Origin of the sequence: Pseudideonella sakaiensis (assembly GCF_048320135.1) — a bacterium.
In the GTDB taxonomy this organism is placed as follows: domain Bacteria; phylum Pseudomonadota; class Gammaproteobacteria; order Burkholderiales; family Burkholderiaceae_C; genus Ideonella_A; species Ideonella_A sakaiensis_A.
In genome coordinates, this window is record NZ_CP182947.1 from 2202094 (window position 1) to 2217388 (window position 15295).

14 protein-coding genes are annotated in these 15295 nt (G+C 65.6%); 2 read left to right on the forward strand and 12 right to left on the reverse strand.

Annotated features, from left to right (window positions below):
- Positions 1 to 256: 256 nt before the first annotated feature.
- The 8 genes from ACNH6H_RS09840 to recA all read right to left on the reverse strand — a co-directional run bounded on the left by ACNH6H_RS09840 (position 257) and on the right by recA (position 7921).
- Complete coding sequence (locus ACNH6H_RS09840) at positions 257 to 910, reverse strand: FHA domain-containing protein (RefSeq protein ID WP_418317323.1); 654 nt, start codon at positions 908 to 910, stop codon at positions 257 to 259.
- 18 nt (positions 911 to 928) lie between these two features.
- Positions 929 to 1708, reverse strand: a complete 780-nt coding sequence (locus ACNH6H_RS09845; protein ID WP_418317324.1) for a Stp1/IreP family PP2C-type Ser/Thr phosphatase — start codon at positions 1706 to 1708, stop codon at positions 929 to 931.
- 93 nt (positions 1709 to 1801) lie between these two features.
- Positions 1802 to 3223 (reverse strand): serine/threonine-protein kinase, encoded by a 1422-nt coding sequence (locus tag ACNH6H_RS09850; RefSeq protein WP_418317325.1) that lies wholly within the window; start codon positions 3221 to 3223, stop codon positions 1802 to 1804.
- Positions 3224 to 3342: 119 nt separating this feature from the next.
- On the reverse strand, positions 3343 to 4236 hold the full coding sequence (gene sucD / locus ACNH6H_RS09855; RefSeq protein ID WP_418317326.1) for a succinate--CoA ligase subunit alpha: 894 nt from the start codon (positions 4234 to 4236) through the stop codon (positions 3343 to 3345).
- Between the two features lie 27 nt (positions 4237 to 4263).
- Positions 4264 to 5427 (reverse strand): ADP-forming succinate--CoA ligase subunit beta, encoded by a 1164-nt coding sequence (gene sucC / locus ACNH6H_RS09860; RefSeq protein WP_418317327.1) that lies wholly within the window; start codon positions 5425 to 5427, stop codon positions 4264 to 4266.
- Positions 5428 to 5475: 48 nt separating this feature from the next.
- The gene (locus ACNH6H_RS09865; RefSeq protein WP_418317328.1) at positions 5476 to 6063 is read right to left on the reverse strand and encodes a DUF2889 domain-containing protein; all 588 of its coding nucleotides are present in this window, start codon (positions 6061 to 6063) and stop codon (positions 5476 to 5478) included.
- Between the two features lie 192 nt (positions 6064 to 6255).
- A complete protein-coding gene (locus ACNH6H_RS09870) occupies positions 6256 to 6810 on the reverse strand; it encodes a regulatory protein RecX (protein ID WP_418317329.1) in 555 nt (184 codons plus the stop codon).
- 10 nt (positions 6811 to 6820) lie between these two features.
- Positions 6821 to 7921, reverse strand: a complete 1101-nt coding sequence (gene recA, locus ACNH6H_RS09875) for a recombinase RecA (RefSeq protein WP_418317330.1) — start codon at positions 7919 to 7921, stop codon at positions 6821 to 6823.
- A gap of 201 nt (positions 7922 to 8122) precedes the next feature.
- On the opposite strand from recA, the gene ACNH6H_RS09880 reads away from it, so the two are divergent.
- Both ACNH6H_RS09880 and ACNH6H_RS09885 read left to right on the forward strand, forming a co-directional pair.
- Positions 8123 to 8803, forward strand: a complete 681-nt coding sequence (locus ACNH6H_RS09880; protein WP_418317331.1) for a response regulator — start codon at positions 8123 to 8125, stop codon at positions 8801 to 8803.
- The gene (locus ACNH6H_RS09885) at positions 8796 to 10316 is read left to right on the forward strand and encodes a sensor histidine kinase (protein ID WP_418317332.1); all 1521 of its coding nucleotides are present in this window, start codon (positions 8796 to 8798) and stop codon (positions 10314 to 10316) included. The genes ACNH6H_RS09880 and ACNH6H_RS09885 overlap by 8 nt, the downstream gene beginning before the upstream one ends.
- A 215-nt stretch (positions 10317 to 10531) precedes the next feature.
- Here ACNH6H_RS09885 and rodA read toward each other — a convergent pair whose 3' ends face one another.
- From rodA to mreC, 4 genes are read right to left on the reverse strand one after another with little or no spacing between them, the layout of a single operon-like run.
- Positions 10532 to 11689: a rod shape-determining protein RodA gene (rodA, locus tag ACNH6H_RS09890; RefSeq protein ID WP_418317333.1), complete on the reverse strand. Its 1158-nt coding sequence runs from the start codon at positions 11687 to 11689 to the stop codon at positions 10532 to 10534.
- Positions 11686 to 13761 (reverse strand): penicillin-binding protein 2, encoded by a 2076-nt coding sequence (gene mrdA, locus ACNH6H_RS09895; protein WP_418317334.1) that lies wholly within the window; start codon positions 13759 to 13761, stop codon positions 11686 to 11688. Before mrdA ends, rodA begins: the two co-directional genes overlap by 4 nt.
- Entirely contained in the window at positions 13761 to 14270 is a 510-nt protein-coding gene (gene mreD / locus ACNH6H_RS09900) for a rod shape-determining protein MreD (RefSeq protein WP_418317335.1), read from the reverse strand. The genes mrdA and mreD overlap by 1 nt, the downstream gene beginning before the upstream one ends.
- Before the next feature lie 54 nt (positions 14271 to 14324).
- Positions 14325 to 15278 (reverse strand): rod shape-determining protein MreC, encoded by a 954-nt coding sequence (gene mreC, locus ACNH6H_RS09905; protein ID WP_418317336.1) that lies wholly within the window; start codon positions 15276 to 15278, stop codon positions 14325 to 14327.
- Positions 15279 to 15295: the final 17 nt, after the last annotated feature.

The following is a 15295-nucleotide window of genomic DNA, read 5'->3' on the forward strand; positions in this document are numbered from 1 at the left end:
CGGCGGATGGCAGCAGCATCGGCGGAGTGCCCGGCGGCGGGTGGTGCCCGGACGGCGCAGGCCGGCCCGCTCGGGCATGAAGTGATCACGGAAACGATGGCCTATCGTGGCAGCAATGTCAGGCGTCGCACCGGAACGGCACAGGCAATCCGCTGCCGTCCGTGAGATCGGTCACGAACGCAGAACCTCGCTGCTGCTGCCCATTCTGAACCGATTCAGCCCGGACCGGCGGATTCGCCGGCGCGGAGGACGGCTGTCAGGCCTGCACGAACTGCATCTGTGTACCGGCCAGTTCGATCACGTCGCCGTTTTTCAACGGCGCGGTTTCGCCGACCAGCGGCTGGCCGTTGACGAGCGGCCGGTTCGCGCCGTCGACATGGGCAAACAGGTAGCCGTTTGGCCGCTTGGTGATCGATGCAACCTGCACGCCGGGTTTGCCGACGGTCGTCACGACCTTGGTCAGCACCATTTCGCGCCCGGCTGCAGCGCCGTTCAAGACCTTGATCGACGCCGGTGCAACCGAGCCGGACAGGTTGCCGAGCCCGGACGGATTGAAACTCGAATGGGCACCGGTGGCGCTGGCGTCGGCCCGGAACACCTGTGTCTTCTCGTAGCCGCCGCCGTCGTCGACGAGGTATTTGATCTTGTATTTACCGATCTCGACCGAATCGTTGTGGCTGAGCAGCTGCTTCTTGACCGCCTTGCCGTTGATGTAGGTGCCGTTGGTGCTGTTCAGATCCTCGATGAAGACGTCATTGCCGGCTTTCTGCAACACCGCATGTTCGCCGCTGACCGCGAGGTTGTCGATCACGATGTCGTTGTACGGGCGCCGGCCAAGGGTGGTTTTCTCCTTGGTCAACTCGACTTCCTTGATCACCACACCTTCCAGAGAAACGATCAGTTTTCCCATCTTCAACCTCGAGGTCTCTTAACGCCGGAATTGCCACCAGGGCCTGGCGCTGGTCGCTGCGCTGGCTCTTACGAGTATCACCGAAATGTTGTCCCTGCCGCCTGCGGCATTGGCGGCAGCCAGCAGCGCCTGGCCGCTGGCCTGAAGCGAGTCTCCATCTTTCAGCAGCCGCTCGATCAACGGACGATCGACCATGTCCGTCAGGCCGTCGGAACAGAACAGATAGACATCGCCGGCAAGCACATCGTGGCCGTGCAGTTCGAGCTGGACTTCCGACTCGACGCCGACGGCACGGGTCACCAGATTCTTGTTCGCCGCCGAGGCTGCCTGTTCGGCGGTGATCAGCCCGGCGTCGATCTGCTCCTGCAGCAGCGAATGGTCGCGGGTGATCTGGCGCAGCGTGCCATCGCGCAGTCGATAGGCGCGCGAGTCGCCGATGTGGCCGAGCAGCAACCGCGCATCGCGGAAAACTCCGGTGACCAGCGTCGTACCCATGCCGGCGTGGCGCGCATCGGTATTGGCGGAACTGAAGATCGCCTGGTTGACGTTGTCGACGCACAGCGTCATTGCACGCCGCACCTCGCCATCGGTGGCCGACGCAGCGGCTTCCGACAGCCAGCGACCGAGATCGCCGACCAGAATCGAGGTCGCCATGCTGCTCGCGACTTCGCCCGCGTTGTAGCCCCCCATCCCATCGGCCAGCACGACGAGGCGGTTCTTTTCGTCGACCGCGATCGAATCCTCGTTGTTGCTGCGCGAGCGGCCGGTGTCGGTGATGCTGAAGAACTCGAATTCCATGGTGAAAGCGCGCCGGCTTGATCGCAGGTGAAGATCACCCGCCCGTTCCTCAGAGGGCTGATGGTCCGGAATTGTGCATTGTCGCTCGTCTGTTCAGCGCTGTTGGCGAATCGTCGCCGCATAGGGATCGGTCGTCGGCTCTGCTGCCGGCGGCGCGGCTGCTGCGCCCGCCATCGCCGGTCCGGCCCAGGCGGCCGCCGGCTGGCTCAGATCGACCTGGCGCAGCTCGGCTGCCATCTGGTTGCCATCGGCATGGCGGTCGGCCGGATTTTTCTGCAGCGCGCGCGCGAGCACGCGCGCCAGCGACTCCGGCAGCTCCGGCCGCACCGAACGGACATCAGGCGCGACGTCGTTGGCGATGCGGAACATCAGCTTGGCCATCGAATCGGCCTGGAACGGCAACTGGCCGGCGACCAGCTGATACAGCATCACCGCCAGCGAATAGAGGTCGGAACGTCCGTCGATGCGCTGCCCGGCCAGATGTTCCGGCGACATGAAACTCGGTGTGCCGAGCACGGTGCCGGTGCGCGTGCGGCTGGCGTCGGTGACGCGCGCAATGCCGAAATCGGTGACCTTGATCGCGCCGGTCGGCAGGTGCAGCATCACGTTAGCCGGCTTGACATCGCGGTGGACGACGCCGCGCGAGTGGGCATAGGCCAGCGCCTCGGCAACCCGGACGCCGACGCGCACGACCACCGGCACCGGCAGCAGCTTGCCGGCGCCGGTGTAGCGCTGCAGATCCTGGCCTTTCAGGAATTCCATCGCGATATAGGCCAGTTCCTGCTCTTCGCCGACGTCGTAGATCGTCACGATGTCGCGGTGCTGCAGCCGGCCGGCTGTCTCGGCTTCGCGGAAGAAACGTTGCCTTGCCTCGTCGAGTTCCGCGCCATCGAACTCGCGGCCGAGCGCCATCGTCTTGATCGCGACCTGGCGGCCGAGCATCGTGTCGAAACCCTGATAGACGACACCCATCGAACCGCGGCCGATCACGCGGTCGATGCGGTAGCGCCCGAGGCTGGTCCGCGACAGGTCGGACATTGCGACCCCGCCACGAGCGATGCCTTGCGGCGGCCTTGCGACCGCCGGCGCGGGCGCGCGCGCCTCGACAACCTGCGTGGGTGCGGATGCGCGCCGGTGCGGCGGCACCGCCTGCTCAGGCGGCAAACGCAGTGTGACGCTGGCCAGGCTCGGTCCGACCGCCTCCGGTTTCGGCGCCTGGGTGGTTGCTGGCTCGGCAAATTGGCTCGTCTGGGGATCGGGGTCCCGATCGGCCGACATTGCGGACGCGCTGCGTCTGCCGATCCACCAGCCCAGATGCCCGGCAAGCAAAGAGGCACCTGCAATCGCGGCCGCCAGCGGATCGAGCGGAATACCCAGCTGCGGCGACAGCAGCAGCAACGGTGCAACGAGCAGGCTGAACGCCAGCGCCTGCCGGTCGGACAAGCGGCTCAATCCGAAGCGCAGATAGACACCGACGAGCAGCAGTGCCGACAGCAGACCGAGCCAGAAGTTCACATCGATGGATCCTGGACTAGCGGCAGTTCGGGCCGACCGACCAGCGGTCGAGCGACGGAAAGTCAGGGCGCCGCAGGATCAGGCGGCGCCCGCACCGCCCGACTGCCGACCCGGCGAGCTTACAGCAGGCCCTTCAGCAGCTTGCCCATTTCGGACGGGTTGCGGGTGACGGTAAACCCGCACTCCTCCATCACCTGCAGCTTGGCATCGGCAGTGTCCGCCCCACCCGAGATCAGTGCGCCGGCATGGCCCATCCGTTTGCCTGGAGGCGCGGTGACGCCAGCGATGAAGCCGACGATCGGCTTTTTCATGTTGGCCTGGCACCAGCGCGCCGCTTCGGCCTCGTCCGGACCGCCGATCTCGCCGATCATGATCACCGCGTCGGTATCCGGATCGTCGTTGAACAGCTTCATCACGTCGATGTGCTTCAGCCCGTTGATCGGGTCGCCGCCGATGCCGACCGCGCTCGACTGGCCGATGCCGAGTTCGGTCAGCTGGGCGACCGCCTCATAGGTCAGCGTGCCGGAACGGGAAACGACACCAACCCGGCCTGCCTTGTGGATGTGGCCGGGCATGATGCCGATCTTGATCTCGTCGGGCGTGATCAGACCCGGGCAGTTCGGACCCAGCAGCAGCGTCTTCTTGCCGCCCTTGGCTTCCTTGACCTTCATCCGGTTGCGCACTTCGAGCATGTCGCGCACCGGGATGCCTTCGGTGATGCAGATCGCCAGGTCGAGGTCGGCCTCGACGGCCTCCCAGATCGCGGCCGCGGCACCAGCCGGCGGCACATAGATCACGCTGACCGTCGCGCCGGTCGCCTTGGCAGCGTCCTTCACGTTGGCGTAGATCGGGATGCCTTCGAAATCCTCGCCGGCCTTCTTCGGATTGACGCCGGCGACGAAGCAGTTCTTGCCATTCGCATAGTCACGGCACATGCGGGTATGGAACTGGCCCGTCTTGCCGGTGATGCCTTGCGTGATGACCTTGGTGTCTTTGTTGATCAGGATGCTCATGGTGTGTCTTCGCTGTGCTCGGGCCGGTTATTTCTGCAGTGCAGCCATCACCGCTTTGGCGGCGTCGGCCATCGATTCGGCGGTGATGATCGGCAAGCCTGAATCCTTCAGCATCTTCTTGCCCAGTTCCTCGTTGGTGCCCTTCATGCGCACCACCAGCGGCACCTTCAGGTTGACCGCCTTGCAGGCCGCGATCACGCCTTCGGCGATGGTGTCGCAACGCATGATGCCGCCGAAGATGTTGACCAGGATGGCCTCGACCTTCGGGTTGCCGAGCATGATCTTGAATGCTTCGGTGACCTTCTCCGCGGTGGCGCCGCCGCCAACGTCGAGGAAGTTGGCCGGCTCGCCGCCGAACAGCTTGATCGTGTCCATCGTCGCCATCGCCAGGCCGGCGCCATTGACCAGGCAGCCGATGTTGCCGTCGAGCTGGATATAGGCCAGATCGAACTTGCTGGCCTCGATCTCCGCCGGATCCTCTTCATCGAGGTCGCGGTAGGCGGTGATCTCGGGATGGCGGAACAAGGCATTGCTGTCGAAGTTGAACTTCGCGTCGAGCGCCTTGATGTTGCCGTTGCCTTCGAGAATCAGCGGATTGATCTCGGCCAGCGAGCAATCGGTCTCCATGTAGCAGCGGTAGAGGTTCTTGAATACCTCGATTGCCTGCGCATGCGAGGCTTCCGGAATTCCGATGCCGGCGGCCAGTTCCTTGCCCTGGGCATCGGTCAGGCCGGTTGCCGGATCGACAAACACCTTCAGGATCTTCTCCGGCGTCGCATGGGCGACTTCCTCGATGTCCATGCCGCCTTCGCTCGACGCCATCAACGCGACCTGCTGCGAAGCGCGGTCGGTCACCGCGGCGAGGTAATACTCGTGCTTGATGTCGGCACCTTCCTCGATCAGCAGGCGACGGACCTTCTGCCCCTCCGGTCCGGTCTGGTGGGTTTTCAGCTGCATGCCGAGGATCTCGCCGGCGAGCTTCTGAACTTCGTCCAGCGAGCGCGCCAGCTTGACGCCGCCACCCTTGCCGCGCCCACCGGCATGGATCTGCGCCTTCACGACCCAGACCGGCCCGCCGAGTTTCTGCGCAGCCTCAAATGCCTCCTGCACGCTGAATGCGGGATAGCCGCGCGGTACGGGAACGCCGAACTGGTTCAGGATTTCCTTACCTTGGTATTCATGGATTTTCATGGGCAGTTCTCTTGCGGGGAAAAAACGGGGTGGGCGGCGATTGGCTGATCATTCGGCAAGCGACGAGGAAGTTGCCTCCTCGTCCTCTGACCGGCGGTACCACCGCGGATAAAAAAGCTTGACGGCCGCGCCGTCTGAACGCAATGCATGGCACCGGTCGAGCTGGAACGGCGGCTCGCCGGACGGCCCCGGGGCATGGGTGTCGATCACCTCGCCGGCAAATGCCTGCACGACAGCCGTCGGCAGCACCCGGCACAACTCGGACAGGTGGGTACAGCCCTTGACGCCGCCGAGCCGGTCTTCGACGCCGCGCCGGAAACCCCTCAACAGGTTCAGTCCGACCAGACGCGAATAGACATCGGCCTGCGCATCACAGAATCCGACATACGGCATCCAGTCCAGTTCGGACCCGGCTTGCAGCACATTGGCCTGCTCGTCGATGACCAGACGCAGCAGCATGTCGTGCACCGGTGTGCCGGCCGGACGGACCTTGCCGGCCAGTTCGACGTCGTTGGTCTTCACATCGAGCAGCCGCGCGTCGATTTCCCACAATCCGTCGCCGCGCGCAAACAGCTGCACGTCGATGCTGCGACGGTGCTTCAACTGGCGGTCGGAGGCGGCAGGCGGCAATGCCATGGAATGGCTCGCAGATTCGGGAGAAACGGGGCGGCGAAAGCGATCTTGGTCGACACAACGGGCAGCATAGCGCGGCGAACCAAGGGCCGCACCGCGCCAGCAAACCGGCAATGTAGCATGCTGCAATGCACAAACGCCGAGCCGCCGGCGGCTTGGCAGTGCCCACCGCCGCTCAAAACGACGTGTAGCCGATCAGCAGCCGCCGTCCCGGGATTGGCCCTCGAGACGCGCCGCGCGCAGGATGCGCCCGACGACCTCGGCAGAAAAACCGCGTCCGGCGAGGAAGCGTGCCTGCCGCGCGGCGCCGCGCGCATCGGCGGCCGGTTCACCGAATCGGCGCTGCCAGATCGCAAGCGCCCGATCGAATTCGCTGTCGCGCAATTCCCTGGCGGTATCGGCGGGCATTGCGACGCCGTGGCGCGACAGTTCGCTGCTGATGCGCGCCAGCCCATGGCCGGCCGCGCGCACATGAACCCGCGACGCGACGAAGCGCGCCTCGTCGAGGTAGCCGCTCGCAAGCAGCCAGCTGATCACGTCGTCGACCTCGCGCTGGTCGGAGGCCGAGCCGTCATTGCGGACCGAGGTCCGCTCAACCGCGTCCGTCGTTGCGCCGTCGCGCGCCAGCGCCGCAGCCCTGCTTTGCAGGCGGCGCAGCAGCTTGCGCCGCATCTCATCGATGCTGTATTCGCGCTGCGCCAGCCAGCCGACCGCCAGCGCGCGCAGCGAGAACGGCCTGCGTTCAGCCATCGGCGGCTGCTCAGTCCTTCGCGGCCTTGGCTGCCTTGCCACCGGCTGCCGGCGCTGGCGCGGCGGCTGCGCCATCGGCCGCCGTCGCCGACGGCAACTGCGGAATGCCCATCTCGACGCGGACCTTGTTTTCGATTTCCATCGCCAGCGCCGGGTTCTCGCGCAGAAACTCGCGCGAGTTGTCCTTGCCCTGGCCGATCTTTTCGCCCTGGTAGGAGTACCAGGCACCGCTTTTCTCGAGCACCTTGGCCTCGACCCCCATGTCGATGATCTCGCCTTCGCGGCTGATGCCCTCGCCGTACAGGATGTCGAACTCGGCGGTCTTGAACGGCGGCGCGACCTTGTTCTTGACCACCTTGACCTTGGTCTCGTTGCCGATCACCTCCTCACCGCGCTTGATGCTGCCGATGCGGCGGATATCGAGGCGCACCGAGGCATAGAACTTCAGCGCATTGCCGCCGGTCGTGGTTTCCGGCGAGCCGAACATCACGCCGATCTTCATGCGGATCTGGTTGATGAAGATGACCATCGTATTGGTCTTCTTGATCGTGCCGGTCAGCTTGCGCAGCGCCTGGCTCATCAGTCGTGCCTGCAGACCGGGCAGTGAATCGCCCATTTCGCCTTCGATTTCAGCCTTTGGTGTCAGTGCCGCGACCGAATCGACGACGACGAGGTCGACCGAACCCGAACGCACCAGCGCATCGACGATCTCCAGCGCCTGTTCGCCGGTATCGGGCTGGCTGATCAGCAGTTCCTGCAGGTTGACGCCAAGCTTTTGCGCATAGGCGGTATCGAGTGCATGTTCGGCGTCGATGAAGGCGCAGGTGCCGCCGAGCGCCTGCATTTCGGCAACCACCTGCAGCGTCAGCGTGGTCTTGCCGCTCGATTCGGGCCCATAAATTTCGACCACCCGGCCGCGCGGCAGACCGCCGACACCGAGCGCGATGTCCAGCCCGAGCGAGCCCGTCGACACGACTTCGATGTCGTCGATCACCTCGCCCTCGCCGAGGCGCATGATCGAACCCTTGCCGAACTGCTTCTCGATCTGCATCAGGGCGGCCTGCAAGGCCTTGGCTTTTTCAGTATTCAATGCTTTGACGGGTGCGTCCATGGTGATCTCCGGAAGTTGGCGGCATTATCGCAAAGACTGGATATTTGTACAGTTTTTTGCAGATTTTCGCCGCCCCCTTTCGGGGGATCAGAAGCGCTCATTCTGGCCGACGCGGCCAGCCGACTCCGCGTCGCATGCCCGACGCGCGCCACTAGAATGGTTTGCGGGACCTTCCGGCCAGCGACTGCAACGGAGACCGAGATGCGCATCCTGATCGCCGAAGATGACCAAGTGCTGGCCGACGGCCTCCTTCGATCTCTGCGCAGCGCTGGTTATGCTGCCGACCATGTCGCGAGCGGCAGCGAAGCCGACGCCGCGCTGGCCCACCATCAGTTCGATCTGCTGATCCTCGATCTCGGTCTGCCGAAGCTGCATGGCCTCGATGTGTTGCGCAGGTTGCGCGGCCGCGGCGACTCGACGCCGGTGCTGATCCTGACCGCCGCCGACGGCATCGAGCAGCGGGTTCAGGGCCTCGATCTCGGCGCCGACGACTACATGGCCAAGCCGTTTTCGCTGCAGGAGCTCGAGGCGCGGGTACGTGCGCTGACGCGGCGCGGTCTCGGCAGCGCGTCGACGGTGATCCGGCATGGTCCGCTCAGTTTCGATTCGGTCGGCCGGGTCGCCTACATGAACGACCAGATGATCGAATTGTCGGCGCGCGAACTGAGCCTGCTCGAGGTCCTGTTGCAGCGCACCGGCCGGCTGGTCAGCAAGGATCAGCTGGTCGAGCGGCTCTGCGAATGGGGCGAAGAGGTCAGCAACAACGCGATCGAGGTCTATATCCATCGCTTGCGCAAGAAGATCGAGCAGGGGCCGGTGCGCATCGCGACGGTGCGGGGCCTCGGCTACTGCCTCGAGAAGATCGTCGACCGCGTTGCCTGACATCCTGCCGAAGCGCAAACGCGAACAGCAGGTCTCGCTGTTCGGCGAGATCCTCGACTGGATGCTCGCGCCTCTGCTGCTGCTGTGGCCGATGAGCGTATTGCTGACCTGGCTGGTCGCGCAGGGCATCGCGAACAAGCCCTTCGATCGTGAACTCGGCGAAGCCGTGGCGTTGCTGGCACGCCAGATCATTGCCGACTCGGCCGCTGCAGCGGCCCCCGCCGCACCGATCGGTCTGCCGCCGGGGGCAGCCGAAATCCTGCGCGGCGATGGCGAACAGCGGCTGTATTTCCAGGTGCAGGCGGCCGGCGGGCGTTATCTCGCCGGCGAGCGCTCGCTGCAGTTGCCGAACGACGAGCAGCCGCCACCGCCTGGCGAACTGCGTTTTCGAGACGATACCTTCCGCTCGGAGGCGGTCCGCGTCGCCTACATGTGGGTCGACGTACCGGTTGCGAACGGCCGCATGCTGACGCTGGTGCAGGTTGCCGAAACCCTCGGCCGGCGCTCTCGGCTGGCGACCGAGATCATCAAGGGCGTGATCGTTCCGCAGTTCGTGATCCTGCCGATCGCGGTGCTGCTGGTCTGGCTCGCGTTGGCGCGCGGCATCGCGCCGTTGAACGATCTGCAGCAGCGCATCCGCCGCCGCGACAGCAGCGACCTCAGCCCGATCGACGAACGCGAGGCGCCCGAGGAAGTTTCGCCGCTGGTGCGGGCGATCAACGATCTGCTGGCCCGCCTCGACCAGTCGATCCGCTCGCAGAAGCAGTTCATCGCCGATGCAGCGCACCAGCTGAAGACGCCGCTGGCCGGCCTGCATACCCAGGCCGAACTGGCGCAGCGCGGCCTCGACGCGGCCGACCCGGACATCCGCCAGCTGCGCAGTTCGCTGCGCCACATCTCGGCGTCCAGCCATCGCGCGGCGCACATGGTGAATCAGTTGCTGGCGATGGCCCGGGCCGAGAACAAGAAGCAGCATGCCGGCAATGAGGCAATCGACCTGTCGCAACTGGCCCGCGAGACGGTGCAGCATTTCGTGCCGCAGGCAATGGAAAAGCGGATCGACCTCGGCTATGAGGGGCCGCAGTCGCGTGATACCGCGGCGCTGGCGGTCTCCGGCCACCGCGTGCTGCTGCGCGAACTGATCGGCAACCTGGTCGACAACGCGCTCGCCTACACACCACCTGGCGGCGTCGTCACGGTACGCATCACCGAGGATCCGTTCGGCCAGGTCGTCGTGCTGCAGGTCGAGGATTCGGGCCCCGGCATTGCGGCGGCCGATCGCGAGCAGGTATTCCAGCCGTTTTTCCGCGCGCTCGACACCGGCGTCGAAGGCTCCGGGCTGGGCTTGGCGATCGTGCGTGAAATCGCCGAGCAGCACGGCGTCGACGTCGAGCTGGAAGACGCCAATCCGCGTTACCGCAGCGGCGTGACCGACCAGGCCGGCGCGGCATTCGGACCCGGCGCGCTGTTCACGCTGCGCTTCCGGACAATCGCCAACCAGGCCGGCGGATGAGGCCCCCAGGCGCTCCCTGTCGTATCTGGATGCGCGGCACGAAGTGCCCGCGCCATTCAAGCCACGCCCGAGGGTCCGGCTCCGCCGGCCCGAAGGGTGGCGCCCCTTGGGGGCCGAGCCCGGACATGAACAGTCCGGGGGACTGTTCATGCCTGACGAGGAGATGGGCCACTGGCCCGTCGCGGCCTGCAGGGCGGAGCGAAGCGACTGGGGGGCTAACTTTGCACCAGCCGCCGGCTCTTCGCAATCGACATCAGCATGCCGAGGCTGAGCCCGAGCGTGATCATTGCGGTGCCGCCGTAGCTGATGAACGGCAATGGCACGCCGACCACCGGCAGGATGCCGCTGACCATTCCCATGTTGACGAAGGCATAGGTAAACAGGCTCAGCGTGATCGAGCCGGCCAGCAGGCGGGTAAAGACGGTTGGCGCATCCGATGCGATGACCAGGCCGCGGAAGATCAGGAACAGGAAGACTGCCAGCAGCGCGAGGCAGCCGATCAGGCCGAATTCCTCGGCAAATGCGGCGAATACGAAGTCGGTCGTTCGCTCGGGGATGAACTCGAGGTGGGTCTGCGTTCCCTTCATGAAACCCTTGCCGTCGATGCCGCCGCTGCCGATCGCGATCATCCCCTGGATGATGTGGAAGCCCTTGCCGAGCGGGTCGCTGGTCGGGTCGAGCAGCGTGCAGACGCGGTTCTTCTGGTAGCCGCGCAAAAGCGGCCATTCGACATCGGGCTGGCATATGCGGTCGCCGGTCACCACCAGCGCAATGATCGCCACCGCGGCTGCGAGCAGCAGCGGGCCGATCAGCCGCCAGCTCAGCCCGGCAAAAAACATCACATACAGACCGGTCGACAGCACCAGCAATGCGGTGCCGAGATCGGGCTGCTTGACGATCAGCGCAACCGGCAATGCCAGCAGCACCAGCGCGACGACAAAATCGGGCACCTGCAGCTGGCCCTCGCGGCGCTGGAACCACCAGGCCAGCATCAGCGGCGTCGCGATCTTCAGGATCTCGCTCGGCTGGATCACCGTGACGCTCAGATCGAGCCAGCGTGTCGCGCCTTTCTTCGTCAGCCCGAAGATCGCGGTGATCACCAGCAGCGTCAGCCCGATCGTGTACAGCGGCACCGCCAACGTCATCAGCCGCTGTGGCGGGATCTGCGCAACGATGAACAGCACCAGCCCGGCCAGCAGCATGTTGCGACCATGGTCGACGAAGCGGGTGCCATGGTCGAAACCGACCGAATACATCGTCACCAGCCCGGCGATGCTGAGCAGTACCAGACCGACCAGCAACGGCCCGTCGAAGCCGCTGAAGATCGGCTTGACGCGCTGGAACAGCGAGGGCTTCTCGAACGCGATGTTCATTGCGCGGCCCTGGCCCCGTTGGCCGAAGCCAGCGGCGCGGCATCGGCCGCCGTGCCGTCGGCGAGCGGCTCCTCGGGCAATACCAGCGGCACGATCTGCTGCCCGGCATTCGGCGTCCGGAGGATGACCGTCGCGCCCGGCAGCGGCACCATTTCGGCCGGCCGGGGTGTGCCGACTGGCGCGCCGGCCTTGCCGATGCGCACCAGCGCCATGTCTTCCTCGCTCGGGTAAAGGCCGAGCTGCAGGTAATCGAAGACGCGGCGGGCAATCGGCGCCGCCGCATCGGAGCCGAAGCCGGCGTTCTCGACCACCACCGCGAGCGCGACGGTTGGTGCGTCGACCGGCGCAAACGCGATGTACAGCGAATGGTCGCGCTTGTGCTCCTCGATCTTCGAGGCATTGTATTTTTCGTTCTGCCGCAGGCCGACCGCCTGCGCAGTACCGGTCTTGCCGCCGCTCTGGTAGTTCGCACCCATGAAGATGCGCGCCGACGTGCCCTCCTGGGTCACCAGGTAAAGCGCACGGCGCAGCAACTGGACGTGTTTCGGCTGCAGCGGCAGCGGCTGCAGCGCGTCATTGGCGACGGTGCGCCGGGCGCGAGTCACCACATCCTCGATCTCGCGCACCAGCCGCGGCCGGTAGCGCTCGCCCCCGCTGACCAGCGTCGCCGTTGCACTGGCAAGCTGCAGCATCGTGAAATTGTTGTAGCCCTGGCCGATTCCCAGCGAAATCGTCTCGCCGGCATACCACTTCTTCTGCTCCGGGCGCTTGTAGGCGCGGCGTTTCCAGGCCGTCGACGGCAACAGCCCGGTGACTTCGCTTTGCAGGTCGATGCCGGTGCGCCGGCCGAAGCCGAACGGCTCGAGCTGGTCGTGCATCAGATCGACGCCCATCTCGTTGGCCAGCGAGTAGTAATAGACGTTGCTCGACTTGACGATGCTGCGCGTCATGTCGACCGGCCCGAGCCCGCCGTCGCCGTGGCTGCGGAAGGTGTGGTTGCCGAACTGGAAGGTACCGCCGTCGTAGATCGTCTGTGTCGCGCTGCGTTTGCCGGTATTCAGCGCCGCCATCGCCATGAACGGCTTGAACGTCGAGCCCGGCGGGTAGGTGCCGCGCAAGGCGCGGTTCAGCAGCGGCTTGTCGATCGATTCGTTCAGTTCGCGCCAGGATTCGACGTCGATGCCGTCGACGAACAGGTTCGGGTCGAAGGTCGGCTTGCTGACGAAGGCGAGGATCTCGCCGTTGCGCGGATCGAGCGCCACCAGCGCGCCGCGCCGGTCACCGAACATCTTCTCGATCATCGCCTGCAGCCGGATATCGATCGACATCACCAGGGTGTTGCCGGGCGTCGCCGGATTGCTCTTCAGCCGTCGCACCGCGCGGCCACCGGCGCTGGTCTCGACCTCCTCGAACCCGGTCGTGCCATGCAGGTCGCGCTCGTAGCTCTGCTCGACGCCAAGTTTGCCGATGTAGTCGGTGCCGCGGTAATTGGCCTGGTCCTCGGATTCCTCGAGCGCCTCCTTCTCGGCCGGGTTGATTCGTCCGATATAGCCGATCAGGTGGCTGCCGACCTCGCCGAGCGGGTAGTTACGGAACAGCCGTGCCTTGATCTCGACCGCCGGGAAGCGGTAGCGCTGCGCGGTGAAACGGGCTACCTCCTCGTCGGTCAGCTTGGTGCGGATCGGCAGCGACTCGAAACTCTTGCTTTCGTCGACCAGCCGCTTGAAGCGCTTGCGGTCGCGCGGCTGGATCTCGACCAGTTCAGCCAGCGCATCGATCGTCGCATCGAGGTCGTCGGCCTTCGACGGCGTGATCTCGAGCGTGAACGCCGAATAGTTGTTGGCCAGCACGATGCCGTTGCGGTCGACGATCAGGCCGCGGTTCGGCACGATCGGAACGACCGCAATGCGGTTGTTGTCGGCCCGGGTTGCCAGTTCCTCGTGTTTGTGGACCTGCAGATAGACCAGCCGTGCTGTCAGCAGGCCGAAGCCGATCAGAACGAAGACGACCGCCGCCAGCAAGCGGGCGCGGAAGCGCCCGAGCTCGAGTTCGATGTCCTTCAGTTCGGTCATCACAGCGGTCGGTTCTCGTCGCGGTCAGGTGTCCTGCGCTGCGGCGCGAGCAACAACCAGGTCACCAGCGGCCACAACATCGCCTCCGCCAGCGGCGCCAGCATCAGCGACCAGCCGGGCAACATGCCACCGGCCATCATGCGCACGGTAAACGACACCGCGTGCGCGAGCGCAAACAGCGGCAGCACCTGGACCGCCTGCGCAGGTACACCGAACCACAATAGCCGACGATGCATGCTGATGGCGAAATAACTGAGCAGGGTATACGCCAATGCATGCTGGCCCAGCATGGCGCCGTCGTGCACGTCGATCAGCAGGCCGAACAGAAAGGCGGTTCCGACGCCGATCCGCCGCGGCTGATGCACGTTCCAGAAGACCAGCGTGACCGCCAGCAGGTCGGGCATCGCCGCGAAGCGGCCGAACTGGATGGTATCGAGCGCCAGCGCGACAAACAGCGTGAATCCGATGAAGACCGGATTGGCTGGCAGCAGCAATTGATCGCGCGACATCGGCGGGCAATCAGTGCAAAAAGCGGCTTGGCGAACCGATTGGACGAGCGGCCATTATCGCCCTCCCTTGCGCTTCGCGGCGGATGCCGCCGCCGGCGCATCGGCCGGTGCATCGGCCGGGGCGTCGCCCGGTCGAGGTGGCATCTGCTCGCGCATCGGCTCGAGCACCAGCACATGGCGAACAGCGTCGGCCGACGCGACCGGTTTCAGGCCGATACGGGCAAACCCGGAGTCGGCAACCCGCTCGACCGAGGTCACCGTCGCGACCGCCAGGCCCGGCGGATAGACACCGTCGACGCCCGAGGTCGTCAACACGTCACCGACCTGCACATCGGCATTGCCGGCCATGAAGCGCAGTTCCAGGCCCTGGCCGATCCCGCCGACGCCGCCGAATGCCGCGCTGCGCGCCTGGGTGCGCGAATTGAGCACCGGTATCGCCGCATCCTTGTCGGTCAGCAGCGTCACCTCCGAGCTCAGCGGGTAGACACGCGTCACCTGGCCGAGCACGCCGGTCTCGTTGATCACCGGCGAGCCGGCGACGATGCCCTGGCGCTGGCCGCGGTCGATGATGACCTTGCGTGAGTACGGATCGGCCGCCTCGTAGAGAATTTCGGCGGCCTGCGAGCGCACGACCAGCGCCGGGCGCAGTTCGAGCAGCGAGCGCAGCCGGTTGTTTTCCATCGTCAGCTGTTCGACCCGGCTGGCCCGTTCGGCCAGCGCCGCCAGCTTGCGGCTGGCCTCGGCCTCGGACTCCAGCGCCTGCTGCAGCCCGGTCATGTATTCGCGGCCGCTGTCCCAGGCCTGCACCGGCACGCTCAGCGCGCGTTCGATCGGCAGCAGCACCGTCGCGATCACCGCACGCAGCGGCTCGGTGATCTTGAACCGCACATCGGCCACCATCAGCAGGATCGCCAAGGCGGAGAACATGCTCAGCTTGGTCAGCGCCGACGTCCCCTGCCGGAAAAACGGAGGGGGCGTGCGGTCGAGTAATCCCAGCGAAGTGGCCACTGCAGGTCGATCAGGCC

Bases quoted from the DNA above. Each gene is read 5' to 3' on its own strand.
- sucC (WP_418317327.1), bottom strand. From the start codon at position 5,427: ATGAAAATCCATGAATACCAAGGTAAGGAAATCCTGAACCAGTTCGGC.
- mreD (WP_418317335.1), bottom strand. From the start codon at position 14,270: ATGTCGCGCGATCAATTGCTGCTGCCAGCCAATCCGGTCTTCATCGGA.
- ACNH6H_RS09870 (WP_418317329.1), bottom strand. From the start codon at position 6,810: ATGGCTGAACGCAGGCCGTTCTCGCTGCGCGCGCTGGCGGTCGGCTGG.
- recA (WP_418317330.1), bottom strand. From the start codon at position 7,921: ATGGACGCACCCGTCAAAGCATTGAATACTGAAAAAGCCAAGGCCTTG.
- mrdA (WP_418317334.1), bottom strand. From the start codon at position 13,761: ATGACCGAACTGAAGGACATCGAACTCGAGCTCGGGCGCTTCCGCGCC.
- ACNH6H_RS09840 (WP_418317323.1), bottom strand. From the start codon at position 910: ATGGGAAAACTGATCGTTTCTCTGGAAGGTGTGGTGATCAAGGAAGTC.
- rodA (WP_418317333.1), bottom strand. From the start codon at position 11,689: ATGAACATCGCGTTCGAGAAGCCCTCGCTGTTCCAGCGCGTCAAGCCG.
- sucD (WP_418317326.1), bottom strand. From the start codon at position 4,236: ATGAGCATCCTGATCAACAAAGACACCAAGGTCATCACGCAAGGCATC.
- ACNH6H_RS09865 (WP_418317328.1), bottom strand. From the start codon at position 6,063: ATGGCATTGCCGCCTGCCGCCTCCGACCGCCAGTTGAAGCACCGTCGC.
- ACNH6H_RS09845 (WP_418317324.1), bottom strand. From the start codon at position 1,708: ATGGAATTCGAGTTCTTCAGCATCACCGACACCGGCCGCTCGCGCAGC.
- ACNH6H_RS09880 (WP_418317331.1), top strand. From the start codon at position 8,123: ATGCGCATCCTGATCGCCGAAGATGACCAAGTGCTGGCCGACGGCCTC.